Source organism: Lysinibacillus phoenicis (genome assembly GCF_047238325.1).
In the GTDB taxonomy this organism is placed as follows: Bacteria; Bacillota; Bacilli; order Bacillales_A; family Planococcaceae; genus Lysinibacillus; species Lysinibacillus irui.
In genome coordinates, this window is sequence record NZ_JBDFMP010000002.1 from 4,047,618 (window position 1) to 4,065,221 (window position 17,604).

The 17,604-nt window shown below is 37.0% G+C and carries 17 protein-coding genes; 16 read left to right on the plus strand and 1 reads right to left on the minus strand.

Going from position 1 to position 17,604, the window contains the following annotated elements; translation table 11 throughout:
• Positions 1–24 precede the first annotated feature (24 nt).
• From accD to ABC382_RS21750, 5 genes are all read left to right on the plus strand, one after another.
• Positions 25–882: an acetyl-CoA carboxylase, carboxyltransferase subunit beta gene (gene accD, locus ABC382_RS21730; protein ID WP_274794072.1), complete on the plus strand. Its 858-nt coding sequence runs from the start codon at positions 25–27 to the stop codon at positions 880–882.
• Positions 875–1,831, plus strand: coding sequence for an acetyl-CoA carboxylase carboxyltransferase subunit alpha (locus ABC382_RS21735; RefSeq protein WP_322611812.1), 957 nt, complete (start codon positions 875–877; stop codon positions 1,829–1,831). Before accD ends, ABC382_RS21735 begins: the two co-directional genes overlap by 8 nt.
• Before the next feature lie 322 nt (positions 1,832–2,153).
• Entirely contained in the window at positions 2,154–3,113 is a 960-nt protein-coding gene (gene pfkA, locus ABC382_RS21740; protein WP_312506602.1) for a 6-phosphofructokinase, read from the plus strand.
• Between the two features lie 26 nt (positions 3,114–3,139).
• Positions 3,140–4,900, plus strand: coding sequence for a pyruvate kinase (gene pyk / locus ABC382_RS21745; protein ID WP_274794069.1), 1,761 nt, complete (start codon positions 3,140–3,142; stop codon positions 4,898–4,900).
• A gap of 216 nt (positions 4,901–5,116) precedes the next feature.
• A complete protein-coding gene (locus ABC382_RS21750) occupies positions 5,117–5,506 on the plus strand; it encodes an FxsA family protein (protein ID WP_274794068.1) in 390 nt (129 codons plus the stop codon).
• On the opposite strand, the gene ABC382_RS21755 is transcribed toward ABC382_RS21750, so the two are convergent.
• On the minus strand, positions 5,490–6,455 hold the full coding sequence (locus ABC382_RS21755) for an AI-2E family transporter (protein WP_274797366.1): 966 nt from the start codon (positions 6,453–6,455) through the stop codon (positions 5,490–5,492). The genes ABC382_RS21750 and ABC382_RS21755 overlap by 17 nt on opposite strands.
• A gap of 249 nt (positions 6,456–6,704) precedes the next feature.
• Here ABC382_RS21755 and citZ point away from each other — a divergent pair, with 249 nt between their 5' ends.
• From citZ to ABC382_RS21810, 11 genes are all read left to right on the plus strand, one after another.
• The gene (gene citZ / locus ABC382_RS21760; protein WP_274794067.1) at positions 6,705–7,820 is read left to right on the plus strand and encodes a citrate synthase; all 1,116 of its coding nucleotides are present in this window, start codon (positions 6,705–6,707) and stop codon (positions 7,818–7,820) included.
• Between the two features lie 79 nt (positions 7,821–7,899).
• Positions 7,900–9,162 carry an NADP-dependent isocitrate dehydrogenase gene (icd, locus tag ABC382_RS21765; RefSeq protein WP_274794066.1) on the plus strand — a complete coding sequence of 421 codons (1,263 nt, stop codon included), beginning with the start codon at positions 7,900–7,902 and terminating at the stop codon, positions 9,160–9,162.
• A 177-nt stretch (positions 9,163–9,339) separates the two neighbouring features.
• Positions 9,340–10,278 (plus strand): malate dehydrogenase, encoded by a 939-nt coding sequence (gene mdh, locus ABC382_RS21770; protein WP_322611813.1) that lies wholly within the window; start codon positions 9,340–9,342, stop codon positions 10,276–10,278.
• A 206-nt stretch (positions 10,279–10,484) separates the two neighbouring features.
• Positions 10,485–10,925 carry a MaoC/PaaZ C-terminal domain-containing protein gene (locus ABC382_RS21775; protein ID WP_274794064.1) on the plus strand — a complete coding sequence of 147 codons (441 nt, stop codon included), beginning with the start codon at positions 10,485–10,487 and terminating at the stop codon, positions 10,923–10,925.
• A gap of 52 nt (positions 10,926–10,977) precedes the next feature.
• Complete coding sequence (locus ABC382_RS21780; RefSeq protein WP_274794063.1) at positions 10,978–11,694, plus strand: response regulator transcription factor; 717 nt, start codon at positions 10,978–10,980, stop codon at positions 11,692–11,694.
• Entirely contained in the window at positions 11,691–13,226 is a 1,536-nt protein-coding gene (gene pnpS, locus ABC382_RS21785; RefSeq protein WP_274794062.1) for a two-component system histidine kinase PnpS, read from the plus strand. Before ABC382_RS21780 ends, pnpS begins: the two co-directional genes overlap by 4 nt.
• Before the next feature lie 354 nt (positions 13,227–13,580).
• A complete protein-coding gene (locus ABC382_RS21790) occupies positions 13,581–13,952 on the plus strand; it encodes a CidA/LrgA family holin-like protein (protein WP_274797365.1) in 372 nt (123 codons plus the stop codon).
• Positions 13,949–14,662, plus strand: a complete 714-nt coding sequence (locus tag ABC382_RS21795; RefSeq protein WP_322606038.1) for an LrgB family protein — start codon at positions 13,949–13,951, stop codon at positions 14,660–14,662. The genes ABC382_RS21790 and ABC382_RS21795 overlap by 4 nt, the downstream gene beginning before the upstream one ends.
• A 136-nt stretch (positions 14,663–14,798) precedes the next feature.
• On the plus strand, positions 14,799–15,761 hold the full coding sequence (hflK, locus tag ABC382_RS21800; protein ID WP_312506598.1) for an FtsH protease activity modulator HflK: 963 nt from the start codon (positions 14,799–14,801) through the stop codon (positions 15,759–15,761).
• A complete protein-coding gene (hflC, locus tag ABC382_RS21805) occupies positions 15,761–16,771 on the plus strand; it encodes a protease modulator HflC (protein WP_322606039.1) in 1,011 nt (336 codons plus the stop codon). The genes hflK and hflC overlap by 1 nt, the downstream gene beginning before the upstream one ends.
• 173 nt (positions 16,772–16,944) lie before the next feature.
• Positions 16,945–17,367, plus strand: coding sequence for a DNA polymerase I (locus tag ABC382_RS21810; protein ID WP_274794058.1), 423 nt, complete (start codon positions 16,945–16,947; stop codon positions 17,365–17,367).
• Positions 17,368–17,604: the final 237 nt, after the last annotated feature.

Here is a 17,604-nt window from a genome sequence, read left to right on the forward strand (position 1 = left end):
ACAACAACAAAGGGGGAGTCAAACATGGCAATACGCAGCTTATTTAGTGGTAATCGAAAAAAGAAAGAGGACGGACAAGAAAATTCATTTCCAGAAGGATTAATGACGAAATGTCCTGAATGTCGTCACATTCAACTAACAAAGGAATTAGAAAAAAATCATAAAGTATGTACAAAATGTAGTCACCATTTCAAAATGACTGCTCAAGAACGTGTGGACTATTTCTTAGACGAAGGTTCATTCGAATCTATGGATGATCATTTACAAACAAGTAATCCCCTTAATTTCCCAGCGTATGTAGAAAAAATTTCTGCTGATCAAGAGAAAACTGGCTTGAATGAGGCTGTCCTAACAGGAGTCGGTACGTTAGATGGAGAAGAAATTGTCGTAGCGATAATGGATTCACATTTCCGTATGGGTTCAATGGGATCAGTTGTAGGTGAAAAAATTACACGCGCTGTGGAAAAAGCAACAGAACTAGGTGTGCCGTTTATTATCTTTACTGCTAGTGGCGGGGCACGTATGCAAGAGGGTGTACTATCATTAATGCAAATGGCGAAAACGAGCGTAGCCTTAAAACGCCATAGTGATCAAGGTTTATTATTCATTTCCATTTTAACGCATCCAACAACTGGTGGAGTTTCTGCAAGCTTTGCTTCCGTTGGTGATATAAATATTGCAGAGCCACAAGCATTAATTGGTTTTGCAGGACGTCGGGTTATTGAAGAAACTGTAAGAGAAAAACTGCCAAGCGATTTCCAAACTGCAGAATTTTTATTAGAGCATGGTCAGCTTGATGCAATCTTCCATCGCAAAGATTTACGCAAACAAGTTTCCTTACTTGTAAAAATGCATACGAAAGGCGGCGTGCAACATGTCTAAAAATTTAGCATTTGAAGAACCAGTCGTACAATTACGAGAGAAAATTGATGAACTAAAAACAATTGCTGCAGAAGCAGATGTAGATATGTCAGGTGAAATTGAAAAGCTGGAAACGCGCTTATCGCAGCTTGAGCAATCAATTTATGCCAATATGAAGCCTTGGGATCGTGTGCAAGTTGCAAGACATCCAGAGCGACCTACAACGTTACAATACATTGAAGCAATGTGCGAAAACTTTATTGAATTACATGGTGACCGTACGTTTGGTGATGATGCTGCGATTCTTGGTGGAATTGCCACTTTTGAAGGGCAGCCTGTAACTATTATAGGACATCAGCGTGGTAAATCTACAAAGGAAAATATCCGTCGTAATTTTGGTATGCCTCATCCAGAGGGCTACCGAAAAGCTTTACGTTTGATGAAGCAAGCCGAAAAATTTAAACGGCCAATTATTTGTTTTATTGATACAAAGGGTGCTTACCCTGGTAAAGCTGCAGAAGAAAGAGGACAAAGTGAAGCGATTGCTAGAAACCTTGTTGAAATGGCAGGCTTAACAGTACCGGTTATTAGTATCGTTATTGGTGAAGGTGGAAGTGGTGGTGCTCTAGCATTAGGTGTAGCAAATCGTGTCTTTATGCTAGAGAATTCAACATATTCGGTTATTTCTCCTGAAGGTGCAGCATCTATTTTATGGCGTGATGGTAGTCTTGCTAAGCAGGCAGCTGAAGCAATGCGTATTACAGCGCCTGATTTAAAAGAGCTTGGTGTAATTGATGGTATTATTCCTGAAATTATTGGTGGAGCACATCGCAATGTAGCAAAACAGGCTCTTGCTATTAAAGAATGCATTAGTGAGACTCTTCGTGCATTAAATTCTCTAAATGGAGAACAATTAATTGAAGATCGCTATGAAAAATTTAAAAAAATTGGACAATATACAGAAGCGTAATCTTGTTTATGATGAACAAATGAATGTTTTAACTGATTCTGTATAAAAAAACGAAGGGCATAAATTTGCTCGTAAAGAGACAGAATTTGTATCTCAACATATTAAAAAGCTATAAAGATGAAAGAAGATAGCAGCGCAAAATAAACGCCAGACTTCTTGAAAAAATGTTAGATTTAGGATGTTTTGGAATGGAAAGAGTGTGTGAAAGCGCATTCTTTTCATTTTTTATGTAAAAGTTATGTTTTTGTATCCCCAGAACCCTTACATAGTTTGTTTTTTCATGTTAATGTGAATAATAATAGTAACTGCAGGAGGTTCGACAATGAAAAAAATTGCTGTATTAACAAGTGGTGGAGATGCGCCTGGAATGAACGCAGCTATTCGCGCGGTTGTTCGTAAGGCAGCATTTCATGGAGTTGATGTTGTCGGAATTAAGCATGGTTATGAAGGCTTAGTAAAAGGGAATATGGAAGACCTTGATTTAGGTGCAGTTGGTGGTATTATCCAGCGAGGTGGTACACATTTAAATTCTGCAAGATGCCCAGAATTTAAAGAAGATGCTGTCCAGCAACGGGGCATTGAAAATTTACGAGCTGCTGGTATTGAAGGACTTGTTGTCATTGGTGGTGACGGGTCTTATCGAGGTGCTATGGATTTAGTGAAAAAGGGCTTCCCTGTTGTGGGTGTGCCAGGGACAATCGATAATGATATTCCAGGAACGGAATATACAATTGGCTTTGATACGGCTCTCAATACGGTTGTTGAATCCATTGATAAAATCCGTGATACAGCTACATCTCATGAAAATTCCTTCATTGTAGAAGTCATGGGCCGTGATGCAGGTGATATTGCCTTATGGGCAGGTCTTGCTGCTGGCGCTGAAACAGTGTTAATTCCTGAAGAAGATTATAATTTAGATGAGATTGTAGCACGCTTAGATCGTGGAGCAGCACGTGGTAAAAAGCACAGTATTATTATTGTTGCAGAAGGTGTTATGTCTGGAAGTGAGCTAGCAAAGCTGTTGAAAGAAAAAACTGGAAAGGAAACACGCGTTTCAGTATTAGGTCACATTCAGCGTGGTGGTTCACCCACAGCTCGAGATCGCGTCTTGGCAAGTCAATTTGGAGCACATGCAGTTGAGTTACTAATGGAAGGTAAGGCTGGCCGAGCAGTAGGCATTCGCAATCATCAAGTTATTGACTATGATATGCCAGAGGCTTTCGAAAAGAATCATGAGGCAGATGTAAGCCTTTATACACTAATGAAAGAACTATCAATATAATTTGTTATAAAACGGAGTGGGCAAAAATGAGAAAAACAAAAATCGTATGTACAATTGGACCTGCAAGTGAGTCACCAGAAACTTTAGAAAAATTAATCGAAGCAGGTATGAATGTAGCCCGCTTGAATTTTTCACACGGATCACATGAGGAACATGCGGGACGTATTCAGTTAATTCGTGAAGTAGCACAAAAGTTAAATAAACCAGTAGGGATTTTACTTGATACTAAAGGTCCTGAAATTCGTACACATAACATGAAAAATGGAGAGCTTCATTTAACAGCAGGTCAAGTGATTGATATTTCAATGACTGAAGTAGAAGGTACTGAGACAAGCTTTTCTGTCACGTATGAGCGCTTAATTGAAGATGTTGAACAAAATTCAATTATTTTACTTGATGATGGTCTTATTCAATTACGTGTATTAGCAACAGATATGGAAAAAGGATTAATTCATACGATTGTTGAAAATGCTGGGGTTCTAAAAAATAAAAAAGGTGTTAACGTTCCAGGTGTTTCTGTACAGCTACCAGGTATAACAGAAAAAGACGCGCAAGATATTTTGTTTGGTATAGAGCAAGGCGTTGATTTTATTGCAGCTTCATTTGTTCGTCGTGCAAAGGATGTTCTAGAGATTCGTGAATTGCTTGAACAAAACGGTGGTAGTCATATTCAAATTATCCCTAAAATTGAAAACCAAGAGGGTGTCGATAATATCGACGAAATTATCCTAGTGTCTGATGGATTAATGGTTGCGCGTGGAGATCTTGGTGTAGAAATTCCAGCGGAAGAAGTACCACTTGTACAAAAGAAATTAATCTTGAAATGTAACCAAGTAGGGAAACCTGTTATTACCGCAACACAAATGTTAGATTCAATGCAGCGTAACCCACGTCCAACACGTGCAGAAGCAAGTGACGTAGCGAACGCAATTATTGATGGAACAGATGCTATCATGTTATCTGGTGAAACTGCTGCGGGTCTTTATCCAGTAGAATCTGTACAAACGATGAATAAAATCGCTCAGCGTACAGAAAATTCATTAGATTATCGCTCTATTGTTTCAACACGTAGTCGTGAAAAAGAGGCTAATATGACAGAGGCTATTTCACAAGCGGTAGCTTATACATCTATCAATTTAGGTGTGAAAGCCGTATTAGCACCAACTGAAAGTGGTAATACAGCAAGAATGATCGCAAAATATCGACCAGGTGTGCAAATTGTTGCCGTAACAGGCTCTACAAATACAGCCAATACATTAACATTAGTATGGGGCGTATACCCAATTGTTTGTCAACGAGTGTCAACAACAGATGAAATTTTAGAACTAGCTGTTGATGAAAGCTTGAAGCATGGTTTCGTTACCCATGGTGACGCTGTTGTCATTACAGCAGGTGTGCCAGTAGGTGAAGCGGGTACAACTAACTTAATGAAGGTACACATTATTGGAGATTTACTCGCTCGAGGTCAAGGGATCGGAAAAGCATCTGTCGTAGGTAAAACGGTTGTTGCTAAAAATGCCGCTGAGGCACTTGCCTACGATACGGAAGGATGCATTCTCGTAACAGTTGGTTCAGATCGTGATATGATGCCTGCATTAGAGAATTGCATTGGTTTGATTACTGAAGAAGGTGGTCTAACTAGTCACGCAGCAGTGGTTGGACTAAGCCTTGGTATTCCAGTAATAGTTGGCGTTAAAGAAGCTACAACATTAATTCGTCATGGCCAAGAAATTACAATGGACGCTGAAACAGGTGTTATTTACAAAGGACATGCAAGTGTTCTTTAACAGTTAACAAAAAGCTCTAGTGCGATTTGTTGTACTAGAGCTTTTTCTAAGGGTTGTACACTCTCTATTTTTACTCTATACCGTAAACTTCTATTTTTCTCTTACTAACTACGGCAGGTTTTCTATTTGAGTGAGGGCATTCATTTTTTTATGAAACTAATTGGGCTATAATAACGTATAAAAGGTATAGCTTTTTCAAGTAGAGAGGGGAAAAATATGCGAAAAATTTTTCTTGGTGTCGTTGTCTACGCATTAGCCGAATTGGCGTTATTAATAGTCATTGGACAAAATATTGGTGTATTTAGTACATTGATGCTGATTGTTGCAACAAGCGTTATTGGAATATATGTAATGAAAAATAAAGGTATGAATTCTATTCAAAATGTAAAAAATACAATGGCCAGAGGAGAGGCACCAGGAGCTGCTTTGGTTGATACACTATTAACATTTGGTGGTGGTTTGTTCTTAGCGCTACCAGGGTTTTTAACAGATCTTGTTGGCTTACTACTTCTCATGCCTTTTTCACGAAAAATGTTCCAACCAATTGTCTATTACTGGATGCGTAAAAAAATGAAAAAAGGTCAATTTATTATCGTTCAAAGATAGAGTTTTCCTTTAGCTTTACGGCTAAGAATAAAAAGATAGGACTAAGCAATATTCCATAAAAGCCAAACAATAGAATAGAGGCAGCACTGATGAAAAATGTATGGAACGTACGTAGTTGAAGTGTATTGGACCAAAGCATTGAATCGGCTAGCTGCCTTGTTAATTGTACAAATAAATATAATAGTAAAATGGCTACACATAAAAATGTATTGCCGTTGAAATAAAAATAAATACTCATTGGTACAAGGAAAACACCAATTCCGAAAAATGGTAGTACATCTGCAAATGCTACAATGAAAGCTTTAATGATGGCTTGTTCAAACTGAAGGATCATAAATCCAGCACAAAGAATAAATAAAGTAATTGTGAATAATTGAAACTCCACAAATAAGAAGTAATGAAAAAGTTGCATCATTTTTGCGAAGTGAGATTGCCATTCTTGACGATATTTTTTGGGCACATATCGGAAAAACCAGTACCGTGATTTACGTGTTTCTAGTAAAGCGAAATAATAAGCAACTAAAAAGATAAATACCTCAATGACGTGCTTCATCAATAATTGGAAAAGATCTGCTGTGTAGACGATGATCGAATCAAAAATCGACAGTGATTTTTCCTTTAACACTTGTACAAACATGGATTCATATTCACTAAAAAGCGGGAAATTAAGTAATGTTTCTCTAATTTCAGGAAATATTACAATAATACTGTTGATGGATATGACGACAAGTAGAAAAATACAAGTTAATATTAATACTTCCACAATAATTGCTGCCATCCAATAGGCAACCTTACAATATTTATGCAGAAATTTTATAATAGGATACGTCGAAAATGATAAAAAAATAGCAAGAGAAACAGGTAACACAAACCAAAGTATCACTAAATAAAAAATAAAAAGCAAAATACTTGTAGTTCTTTCGTATGAAAAATACTTTAAATTCCTCATTTTTACATATTCACCCCAAACTAAATGATAAATTAATGTCAAAATATACAAAACAACCTCTTTAGGACAAATATATAGTCGTTCGGACGTCTTTTTCTTTATTTGGAGGATTTTCATTCACAAAGCTGTCAAAAATGATTATAATAGCAATGTAAGCGATTTACTTAATGGTTCATATGAGCAAAATCCGCAAATGCAAGATAAAAAACGCATTTGCAACAAAATATAAATATGAGGGAGCGATAATTTATGTCAGCAACTAAAGGTTTAGAAGGTATCGTAGCAGCGGAATCTAAAATCAGTTCAATTATCGATGACACACTTACATATGTTGGTTACAACATTGATGATTTAGCAGAAAATGCGTCATTCGAAGAGGTAATTTACTTGTTATGGCATACTCGTTTACCAAAAGAGGACGAGCTAGCTGAATTAAAACAACAATTGGCAGACAACATGTCAATTCCGCAAGCGATTATCGATCAATTCAAAACATACCCACTTTCAACTGTACATCCAATGGCTGCACTACGTACTGCAGTATCTCTACTTGGTGTATTCGATGAAGAAGCGGATGTTATGGATCCAGAAGCAAACTACCGCAAAGCAATTCGTCTTCAAGCTAAAATTGCTACAGTAGTAACTGCATTTGCACGTGTTCGTAAAGGCTTAGAGCCAGTTGCACCAAAACCTGAACTAGGATATGCTGCAAACTTCTTATACATGCTTAAAGGTGAAGAGCCAGCAGCAGTTGAAATTGAAGCATTTGATAAAGCATTAGTATTACATGCTGACCATGAGTTAAATGCATCTACATTTACAGCACGTGTATGTGTAGCTACATTATCAGATGTTTATTCTGGTGTAACTGCGGCAATCGGCGCATTAAAAGGACCACTTCATGGTGGAGCAAATGAGCAAGTTATGAAGATGTTATCTGAAATCGGCTCACTTGAAAATGTTGAATCTTATATTCAAAATAAATTAGACAACAAAGAAAAAATCATGGGCTTCGGTCACCGCGTTTATCGCAAAGGCGACCCTCGTGCACCACATTTACGTGTAATGTCTCAAAAATTAACTGAACTAACTGGTAAACCAGAGCTTTATGAAATGTCAGTTAAAATCCATGACATGATCGTGGAACAAAAGAAATTACCTGCTAACGTAGATTTCTTCTCTGCGTCAGTGTATGATTCTTTAGGTATTGATCATGACCTGTTCACACCAATTTTCGCAGTATCACGTACTTCAGGTTGGGTGGCACACATCCTTGAGCAATATGCAAATAACCGCCTAATCCGTCCACGTGCTGAGTATGTTGGACCAGGCATGCAAAAATATGTTCCAATCAGCGAGCGCTAATTTGGAAAATATGCTAGAATGTTTGGGACTGTGTTATCACTAACACAGTCCTATGATTATGAATTTAGGAGGCAACAGAATGTCAAACAAAATTGTAGTTGAAAATGGCGTACTTAATGTACCAAATAATCCAGTAATTCCTTTCATCGAAGGTGATGGAATTGGTCCAGATATCTGGGCAGCAGCATCACGCGTAATCGACGCAGCAGTAGAAAAAGCTTATAACGGTGAAAAGAAAATCGAATGGTTAGAAGTTTTAGCTGGTGAAAAAGCATTTAACCAAACTGGTGAATGGTTACCACAAGAAACTTTAGACAAAATTAACGAATACTTAATTGCAATCAAAGGTCCTCTTACTACGCCAATCGGTGGTGGTATCCGCTCTCTTAACGTAGCATTACGTCAACAACTTGACCTATATGTATGCTTACGTCCAGTACGTCACTTTGATGGAGTGCCTTCTCCAGTTAAACGCCCAGAAGACGTTGATATGGTTATCTTCCGTGAAAACACAGAAGACATCTATGCTGGTATTGAATTCGAATCTGGTTCAGAACAAGCTCAAAAAATCATCAACTTCCTACAAACTGAATTTGGTGTAAACAAAATCCGCTTCCCAGAAACTTCTGGTATCGGTGTTAAACCTGTATCTAAAGAAGGTACTGAGCGTTTAGTACGTTCTGCTATCGAATATGCAATTAAACACAAACGCCCATCTGTTACTTTAGTTCATAAAGGTAACATCATGAAATTCACTGAAGGTGGATTCAAAAAATGGGGTTATGAATTAGCAGAAAAAGAATTTGCTGATCAAACTTTCACTTGGAACCAATACGATGCAATCAAAGCTGAACAAGGTGAAGAAGCAGCAAACAAAGCTCAAGCTGATGCACTTGCAGCAGGTAAAATCCTAGTTAAAGATTCTATCGCTGATATCTTCTTACAACAAATCTTAACTCGTCCAACTGAGTTCGATGTAGTTGCTACAATGAACTTAAATGGTGACTATATTTCTGATGCACTAGCTGCACAAGTTGGTGGTATTGGTATCGCTCCAGGTGCGAACATTAACTATGTAACTGGACATGCGATCTTCGAAGCTACTCACGGTACAGCACCAAAATATGCTGGCTTAGATAAAGTAAACCCATCTTCAGTATTACTTTCAGGTGTATTAATGCTTGAACACTTAGGATGGCAAGAAGCTGCTGACATGATCACTAAATCTGTTGAGCAAACAATTTCTTCTAAAGTTGTAACTTATGACTTCGCACGTTTAATGGACGGAGCAACAGAAGTGAAATGTTCAGAATTCGCGAATGAGTTAATCAAAAACCTATAATTTTCTATTCTACAATAGGAATTATCGCTAAAGCGGATGTTTTATTCTGCCGATATAATTAGGGTGAAAGTAAATTAAATTTAATATTTACGATAAACTTGTTTAATCGAGGGAGTGAGATGTATATCTCCTCCCTCTTTTAAAATATATAACCTAATTTTAAAGGAGCGTATTCAAATGTCTCTGAAACGTAAAAAAATCTCAGTAATTGGTGGCGGCTTTACAGGCGCTACTGCAGCATTTTTAGCAGCTCAGAAAGAACTTGGTGATGTTGTTTTAGTGGATATTCCACAAGCTGAAAACCCAACTAAGGGGAAGGCCTTAGATATGTGGGAAGCAGCGCCAATACAAGGTTTTGATTCTTTTGTACAAGGTACATCTAATTATGCAGATACGGCTAATTCTGATGTAGTCATCATTACTGCTGGTGTTGCACGTAAACCAGGCATGAGTCGTGATGATTTAGTCCAAATCAATCAAGGTGTCATGAAAACTGTTTCAAAAGAGATTGCAACGCATTCACCAAATGCCACAATTCTTGTACTGACAAATCCAGTTGATGCCATGACGTATACAGTATATAAAGAAACAGGCTTCCCTAAAAACCGTGTTATCGGTCAATCGGGTGTTCTTGATACGGCTCGTTTCTGTGCATTTGTGGCGGAAGAACTTAATATCTCCGTAAAGGACATTAGAAGCTTTGTATTAGGTGGGCATGGTGACACAATGGTACCGTTAACTCGTTATTCATTTGCAGGTGGGATTCCATTAGAAACGTTAATCTCTGCAGAACGTTTAGAAGAGATTGTTGACCGTACGCGCAACGGTGGAGCTGAAATTGTCAACCTGCTTGGGAACGGCTCAGCGTATTATGCACCAGCTGCGGCTCTGATCGAAATGGCAGAAGCAATTATAAAAGATCAGAAACGTATTCTTCCTTCCATTGCTTATTTAGAAGGCGAGTATGGCTATCATGATTTATATTTAGGTGTTCCCACATTATTAGGGGCCAATGGCATTGAAAAAATCTTTGAGCTTCAGTTAACAGACAAAGAAAAGGCGGCTTTAGACCAATCGGCAGATGCCGTCCGTCAAGTGATGAAAATTTTAGTGTAATTTGATAATGACTCGTCATAAGGTGTCCAGATTTCTTGCGAGTGTGTTCAATACACTCGAAAAATAGAAAACGAGTAGGAATGATTCCTGCTCGTTTTTTTATATTCAAAAATTGTTTAGGCTATTGTTCTTCTGCTTTTCATTGTACTTTTGGCATAAAATTGATACTATGAATGTAATATGATAGAAAAGGGGTTGGCGTATCTTTGCTTCAAAAAAATGGTAAACTTGGTCTTTCAATCGATGAAATAACAGTTGGCGAGAAAATCCATATAACTGAAAAAATTGAAGATAGGGATTTATTGCTGTATTTAGGGCTTACAAACGATAGTAACCCGCTTTATATTCAACATGACTACGCGGCAATGACACCTTTTCAGAAGCCAATTGTGCCGACAATTATGTTAAATGGAATTATTACATCAGCTGTGTCAAAGTATATTCCTGGACCGGGTGCACGAATTATTGAGCAACATTTAAAATATTTAGGACCTCTCTATCATTATGAATTGTTTGATACGCTATTAGAGGTAACGGCAGTCAATAAATACGACAATACAATTACTGTGTCTGTACACTCCTATAATGAGCAAAAGCAGCTTGTGATTGAAGGTATGTTGCTAGTGACTCCACCACTTGCATTATAGACGTCTTGAGATTTGAAATGGGGGTTTCAAATCACTAACGGAGGCATTATACATGACAAAAACGATTTTAGTTATTGAAGATGAATTTTCGATTGCAACATTATTGAAATATAATTTAGAACAGGCAGGTTATGCTGTCGAAACGGCTGCTGATGGTCAAGAAGGACTTGAAAAAGCGATCGACTTACAGCCAAATTTAATTCTTTTAGATTTGATGCTTCCAAAGCTAGATGGTATGGAGGTATGTAAGCAAATCAGACAGCAACGTATGAATACGCCTATTATTATGTTAACTGCTAAAGATGACGAATTTGATAAAGTTCTTGGTCTTGAGCTAGGAGCAGATGATTATATGACCAAGCCTTTTAGTCCCCGTGAAGTATTGGCGCGTGTCAAGGCTGTATTAAGACGTTTCACACAAAACGTTGTGGCTGATGATAAGGATGAGCCACAAGAGAAAATGTATGAGTTTGGCCAATTACGTGTGTTTCCGGAGCGTTTTGAAGTCTTTTTGCAAGACGAGGCACTGGAATTTACGCCGAAAGAATTTGAGCTACTCATATACTTACTTGAAAATAAAAATCGTGTACTAACGCGTGATCAGCTGTTAAGTGCTGTATGGAAATACGATTTTGCTGGCGATACTCGAATAGTGGATGTACACATTAGCCACCTTCGCGATAAAATCGAGGAAAATAGCCGTAAGCCGATGTTCATTAAAACAATCAGGGGTCTAGGCTATAAATTTGAGGAGCCGAAAACGACATGAAATCAATGAGCAAACGCTTATTCTTGACATTCATGCTTTTACTTGGAACGATACTAGCTGTCCTAATGATTGTTATAGGTCAGCTTTTTCCTGTTTATATCAAGCAATACCATGAACAAACAAACGCACAAATACAAGCGTCCATGGATCAAGTAATAGATGAGCGCAAGATTAAATTATCCAAGGAAGATCAAGAAGCATTGTATGCCGTACAGAGCAAAGGTCAAGAGGAATCTGTGCTAACGTATGTGCGTACCAGACTCTATATAGTACTGGCTATTCTTTTTACGATCACTTTGATTTTAATTGCCATTATAAGTCGCTATATGATTCGTAATTTCACTGCACCGATTGATAACGTCACAGAGACGGCACTTGAGCTTGCAAAAGGGAATTATCGTGCACGTGCTCAAGAAAATGAACATGAACGTATGATACCACTTAGCCATTCTATAAACATTTTGGCACGTAATCTGCAGGATATTACGACAATACGAGAAGTGGAAGAAGAAAGATTGAAAACCTTAATTGAAAATATGGGAAGCTCTCTCATGATGATCGGGCGAGAGGGGAATATTTCTATAGTCAATCGGGTATTTCTAGAGCGATTTGGTATGCAGCTTGATGAAGTACAGGGCAAAGTTTTTCGTACAATTGGCTTACCGAAATCATTGGAGCAATTTATTGATCATGTATTTTTAACTGAAATGCCTTATCGACAACAAATTAAAATGGAAATACAACAGGAGCTTTACAATAAAGAAGTATACGGGGCTCCTGTCATTGGCGACCATGGAAGATGGCTTGGTGTTGTAATTGTAATGCATGATATTACGGAACTTGTTCGATTAGAGCAAATTCGTAAAGACTTTGTTGCTAATGTCTCGCATGAATTACGTACACCTATTACTTCAATTAAGGGCTTTTCTGAAACATTACTGGATGGAGCCTATAAAGATGAAAAAATGCTGATCTCCTTCCTAGAGATCATTTATAAAGAAAGTAATCGACTTCAAATGCTCATTCAAGATTTATTAGAGCTTTCGAAGATTGAGCAACATGGCTTTACTGTCAATATTATGCCAATGGGCTTGCAGGATGTTTTAATCCGTGGAGCAGAGTTGACAGCACCACGCTTAGATGAGAAAAATATGAGTTTCCAAGTGGACATTGAAAGGGATGTCCAAGTGATGGGAGATGCCAATCGTATTATTCAAATTGTGACGAATTTAATTACTAATGCTATTACATATTCTCCTGAAAACACAACCGTTTCCATCCGTTTAAAGGAAAATGAAACATATGGCATTATAGAAATAGAGGACCAAGGAATTGGCATTGAAAAGCATGAAATCGCCCGCGTTTTTGAGCGGTTTTATCGTGTGGACCGTGCAAGAAGTCGAAATTCAGGTGGTACAGGCTTAGGGCTAGCGATTGTAAAGCATCTTGTAGAGGCCCATCATGGTCGTATTCAAGTGGAAAGTGAAGTCGGAATAGGAACGAAAATGATTGTCATGATTCCGAAAAATTAACAATTCCTTAACATGAATAACATGTTCCATTCATATTTGGGTACTATACTTGTTAGTAGAAACCCCCTATATGATTGTTAAGACGATAACCATAAAAAATCTGTTAAAGGTTTTTAATAACTGCTTTTATTCCCCACAGGAAGAATCTACTGTCTAAATTTAGACGCTAGGTTCTTTTTCTGTTTTACAGGGGAGGTAAATAGGTGTAAAGTATAGTAGCATAAAAGTTTAACATGAATCTTACGCCGATTATGTTGTTAAACAATAGCTTTTACAGTCAGTGAATCAGTCTTCTTTTCATTTGAATCGTGTTTTTCTGACTGTGAAGGCAGAGAAAAAAATGAGAGAAGGATGATCATGAAAATCGTCAAAAGTATCGTGCAGATCGGCTATCTTTATATCCTATTATTTATAGGAAATACTATTGCACGCCTACTTCATTTGCCGATTCCAGGAAGCATAATAGGACTTGTTCTATTATTTTTACTTTTACAGTTTCATATAATCAAGCTTGAATGGATTGAGTTAGGCGCAGCGGTATTACTAAGTGAACTATTATTATTCTTTATTCCATCTGCTATCGGAGTTATTGATTATCAAGCCTTATTCGGTATGCAAGGAATGAAGGTTGTGCTAGTTATTGTTGTAAGTGCAATTGTTGTGATGTTTGTAACAGGCTATACGGCACAATGGCTAGAGCAACGAAAGAAGGGTAATACAATATGAATCTATTCATTACTATTGTCAGCTTACTAGGGACTATTACTATTTTTTATATTAGTAAAATGATCTATAAAAAAAATAAAAAGGAATGGCTATCACCTATATTGATTACACCTTTAGTGATTATTTGTATTTTATTACTGACAGGTATACCTTATAAATCCTATAATACAGGAGCCACTGTTTTAACCAATTTATTAGGACCTGCAACCGTAGCGTTTGCAATCCCGATATATAAAAATGTTAATTTATTGAAAAAACATGCATTTGAAATTTTTATTAGTATTGCCGTTGGTTCTGCGGTTGCTATTGTATCCTCCTTTATCATGGCTATAATGGTAGGGTTAAATGATGAATTAGTGCATAGTTTAGTGCCTCGTTCTGTTACGACACCGATTGCAATGGACATTTCAAATATGATTGGTGGTTCTCCAACTCTAACAGCTGTTTTCGTTATGACAACGGGTATTTTAGGGAGCTTATTAGCACCTATCCTCATTAAAATATGTCGTTTTCATCGCCCCTCTTCTAAAGGCTTACTGCTTGGAATGGGAGCCCATGGCACTGGAACATCTAAAGCATTTGAATTTGGAGAGCTAGAAGGAACATTTGCCAGTCTAGCAATGATCGTTGCCGCATTAATTAGCATTGTCTTATCTACAACCATTTTCCCAGTTTTTGAACATCTAGTGATTAACATCCTGTTGCCTTAAAAGGTGACAGGATTTTTTAATTTGATTGAGAGCTCTGGTAAGGGAGACCCCCTCCGTAAATTATATGAAAATATTTTGAAACTTTTTTTAAATGTCTTCCGTAAACAGTAGTAATAAATAAAAGGGAGGAACAGACATGAGTGTGAAAAGGACACTAATGATGGTTGGACTTGGAATAGTTGGAGTTATAGCTCTTATTTCAGTTTTTACATCATGGTACACTGTGGATGAATCAGAACAAGCCGTTGTCATTACATTTGGTCGTGCTGATGATACAATAACTAATCCAGGTCTCCATTTTAAATTGCCATGGCCAGTCCAATCTGTTGAAATTTTGTCGAAAGAAACATTTAGTTTACAGTTCGGTTATAAGCAAAATAAATCAGGTGAATTAGAGGCATACGATGCCGAAACGAAAATGATTACAGGGGATGAAAATATTGTATTAACAGACCTTGTTGTTCAATGGAAAATTACAGAGCCTAATAAGTTTTTATTTAATTCACAAGATCCAGAAAGAATATTACATAGCGCGACATCGAGTGCCATTCGTTCGATTATCGGAAGTTCTTCTATCGATGCAGCGTTAACAGAAGGTAAAGCTGACATCGAAGCAAATACTCGTCAATTATTAGTTTCACTTATTGAAAAATACGATATTGGGATAAGTGTTTTAGGTGTAAAATTGCAAGATGTAGAATTACCAAATAAAGATGTCCGTGCAGCATTTACTGCTGTAACAGATGCACGGGAAATGAAAAATACAAAAATAAATGAAGCTGAAAAATATGAAAACCAACGCATTAGTGAAGCTGAAGGTGAACGAGATGCTATTATGTCGAAAGCAAAAGGAACTAAAACAGCTCGTATCGAGCAAGCGCAAGGGGATGTAGCAGTCTTTAATAAAATGTATGAGCAATATAAGGGCAATCAGCAAATTACACGAGAGCGATTAATTATAGAGACGCTTGAAAATGTTCTACCGAAAGCACAAATTTATATTATGAATGATGATGGTAGTACAATGAAGTATTTACCACTTCAGCCATTACAGCCTCAGCAGGCACAAACAGAGAAAAAAGAGGGGAGCGGTAATTAATGGACCAAAAAAATAAGGACCTTGACAAATTCCTCAATTTTTTATCAGGTAAAAGTAAAAAAGCTGCTCCATCAGATGGTGATTCAGGGGACAATGTAGTGAAAATGTCAAAAAAGGGCCCTAAGAATCCAAAGAAATATATCTCCCTAGCTGTAACTTTAACTGCAGTGTTTGCTCTTGTAATTATTCTACTATCTAATATTTATATTGTGAAAGAATCAGAATATGCTGTTGTTCGACAATTTGGAGAGGTTGTAAAGTTTGAACGTGAACCAGGTTTAAATATGAAAATACCTTTTATCCAAAGTGTCACAAAGCTACCAAAAAACCAAATGACATATGAGATTTCAGAGGAAGAGATTAATACAAAGGATAAGAAGCGGATTATTATCGACAATTATGCGGTATGGCGTATTACGGATCCTAAGTTATTAATTTCAAATGCAGGTACAATTGAAAAAGTTGAATCTCGTATGGAAGAGTTTATATATTCTGTAATTCGCTCTGAACTTGGCCGAATTAACTACACTGAAATTATAAACGATGAAGATTCTTCGAGAGGTAGCATAAACGATCAAGTAACTCAACGTGTTAATGAACTTCTTTCCAACGATAACTATGGTATTGAAGTAGTAGATGTACGTATTCGTCGCATTGATTTACCTACTGAAAATGAGCAATCTGTTTTTACGAATATGATTTCAGATCGTGAATCAATTGCCCAAAAGTACTTGTCAGAGGGAGATGCACAGAAACGTCGTATTGAGGCCCAAACGGATCAACAAGTACAAGAAATGCTTGCTAAAGCAAGTAAAGAAGCTGCTTTAATTCAAGCAGAGGGTGAGGCAGAAGCCGCAAAAATTTACAATAAATCATTCTCCCAAGATCCTGAATTCTATTCTTTATACCGCACACTGGAATCCTATAAGAAAACAGTGGGAGAGGATACAGTTATCATTTTACCTGCCTCATCACCATATGCAAAAATATTATCTGGTTATATAAAATAACATCAAGTCGTCTCGTTTGTTATCGAGACGACTTTTTTATGAAAATTATAATTATCACTTAATTTGAAATGTTATTTTATGAAAATAATAGAAATATATAATTTTTTATTCCCCTCCCAACTATAATTTGATAGAATGATAATGTTTAAAAAGAATAGTTGGGGGTAATAGCTTTGAAATTAAGAATTAGCACATGGCTCCAAAATTTAGGAATTGCTTGTAGTATAGCATCGTTATTGACATTGTTCTTCCGCCTATCAGAATTTTCATGGATGACAAGAACTGTTTATCATATACCCGTATTTTTTGTAAGTATCTTTTTAGTTAGTATCGTCATTGCAGAGGATGTAAGAAATCTCTTTAAAAAACTGTTTTGGTATGAGAAACGTAAAGTTCAGCGTCCAATTTGGCAAGTGGGGATTGGCTTTATATTCTTTTTAACTCAAATTAGTACTGTTATGGTATTTGGACAAGAGTTAACACAGCCACAATTAGGTGGAATGCCTTTGTTTTTAGTATTTGCGTTTATGAATGCGTTTATCTTAACGGTTATTTATGAGGAAATTTTTTATCGTCCAGTCAAAATAAAAGCATAAATTAATCACTTTCATTTAAAGGAGTTTATTCTTTGAATGGAAGTTTTTTTATGTTTGCAACTTGACTAATCGCAAAAAGCTGCAAAATTGGATAGTGCATCAAAAGCGATCATTAGGATAAGGCCCTCCGTTGTCATCGGCTTTTTTATTTGAAATATGCTGTTATTGTTGGCAAAATGGTTGTTTTCCCGATAAAGTAGAAAGGAGAAGCATTTTCAAACATACGTTTTCGTTTTA

What these genes read in the sequence shown, in the direction of transcription:
- accD (WP_274794072.1), top strand. Translation starts at nt 25, where the DNA reads ATGGCAATACGCAGCTTATTTAGTGGTAATCGAAAAAAGAAAGAGGAC.
- ABC382_RS21735 (WP_322611812.1), top strand. Translation starts at nt 875, where the DNA reads ATGTCTAAAAATTTAGCATTTGAAGAACCAGTCGTACAATTACGAGAG.
- pfkA (WP_312506602.1), top strand. Translation starts at nt 2,154, where the DNA reads ATGAAAAAAATTGCTGTATTAACAAGTGGTGGAGATGCGCCTGGAATG.
- pyk (WP_274794069.1), top strand. Translation starts at nt 3,140, where the DNA reads ATGAGAAAAACAAAAATCGTATGTACAATTGGACCTGCAAGTGAGTCA.
- ABC382_RS21750 (WP_274794068.1), top strand. Translation starts at nt 5,117, where the DNA reads ATGCGAAAAATTTTTCTTGGTGTCGTTGTCTACGCATTAGCCGAATTG.
- ABC382_RS21755 (WP_274797366.1), bottom strand. Translation starts at nt 6,455, where the DNA reads ATGAGGAATTTAAAGTATTTTTCATACGAAAGAACTACAAGTATTTTG.
- citZ (WP_274794067.1), top strand. Translation starts at nt 6,705, where the DNA reads ATGTCAGCAACTAAAGGTTTAGAAGGTATCGTAGCAGCGGAATCTAAA.
- icd (WP_274794066.1), top strand. Translation starts at nt 7,900, where the DNA reads ATGTCAAACAAAATTGTAGTTGAAAATGGCGTACTTAATGTACCAAAT.
- mdh (WP_322611813.1), top strand. Translation starts at nt 9,340, where the DNA reads ATGTCTCTGAAACGTAAAAAAATCTCAGTAATTGGTGGCGGCTTTACA.
- ABC382_RS21780 (WP_274794063.1), top strand. Translation starts at nt 10,978, where the DNA reads ATGACAAAAACGATTTTAGTTATTGAAGATGAATTTTCGATTGCAACA.
- pnpS (WP_274794062.1), top strand. Translation starts at nt 11,691, where the DNA reads ATGAAATCAATGAGCAAACGCTTATTCTTGACATTCATGCTTTTACTT.
- ABC382_RS21795 (WP_322606038.1), top strand. Translation starts at nt 13,949, where the DNA reads ATGAATCTATTCATTACTATTGTCAGCTTACTAGGGACTATTACTATT.
- hflK (WP_312506598.1), top strand. Translation starts at nt 14,799, where the DNA reads ATGAGTGTGAAAAGGACACTAATGATGGTTGGACTTGGAATAGTTGGA.
- hflC (WP_322606039.1), top strand. Translation starts at nt 15,761, where the DNA reads ATGGACCAAAAAAATAAGGACCTTGACAAATTCCTCAATTTTTTATCA.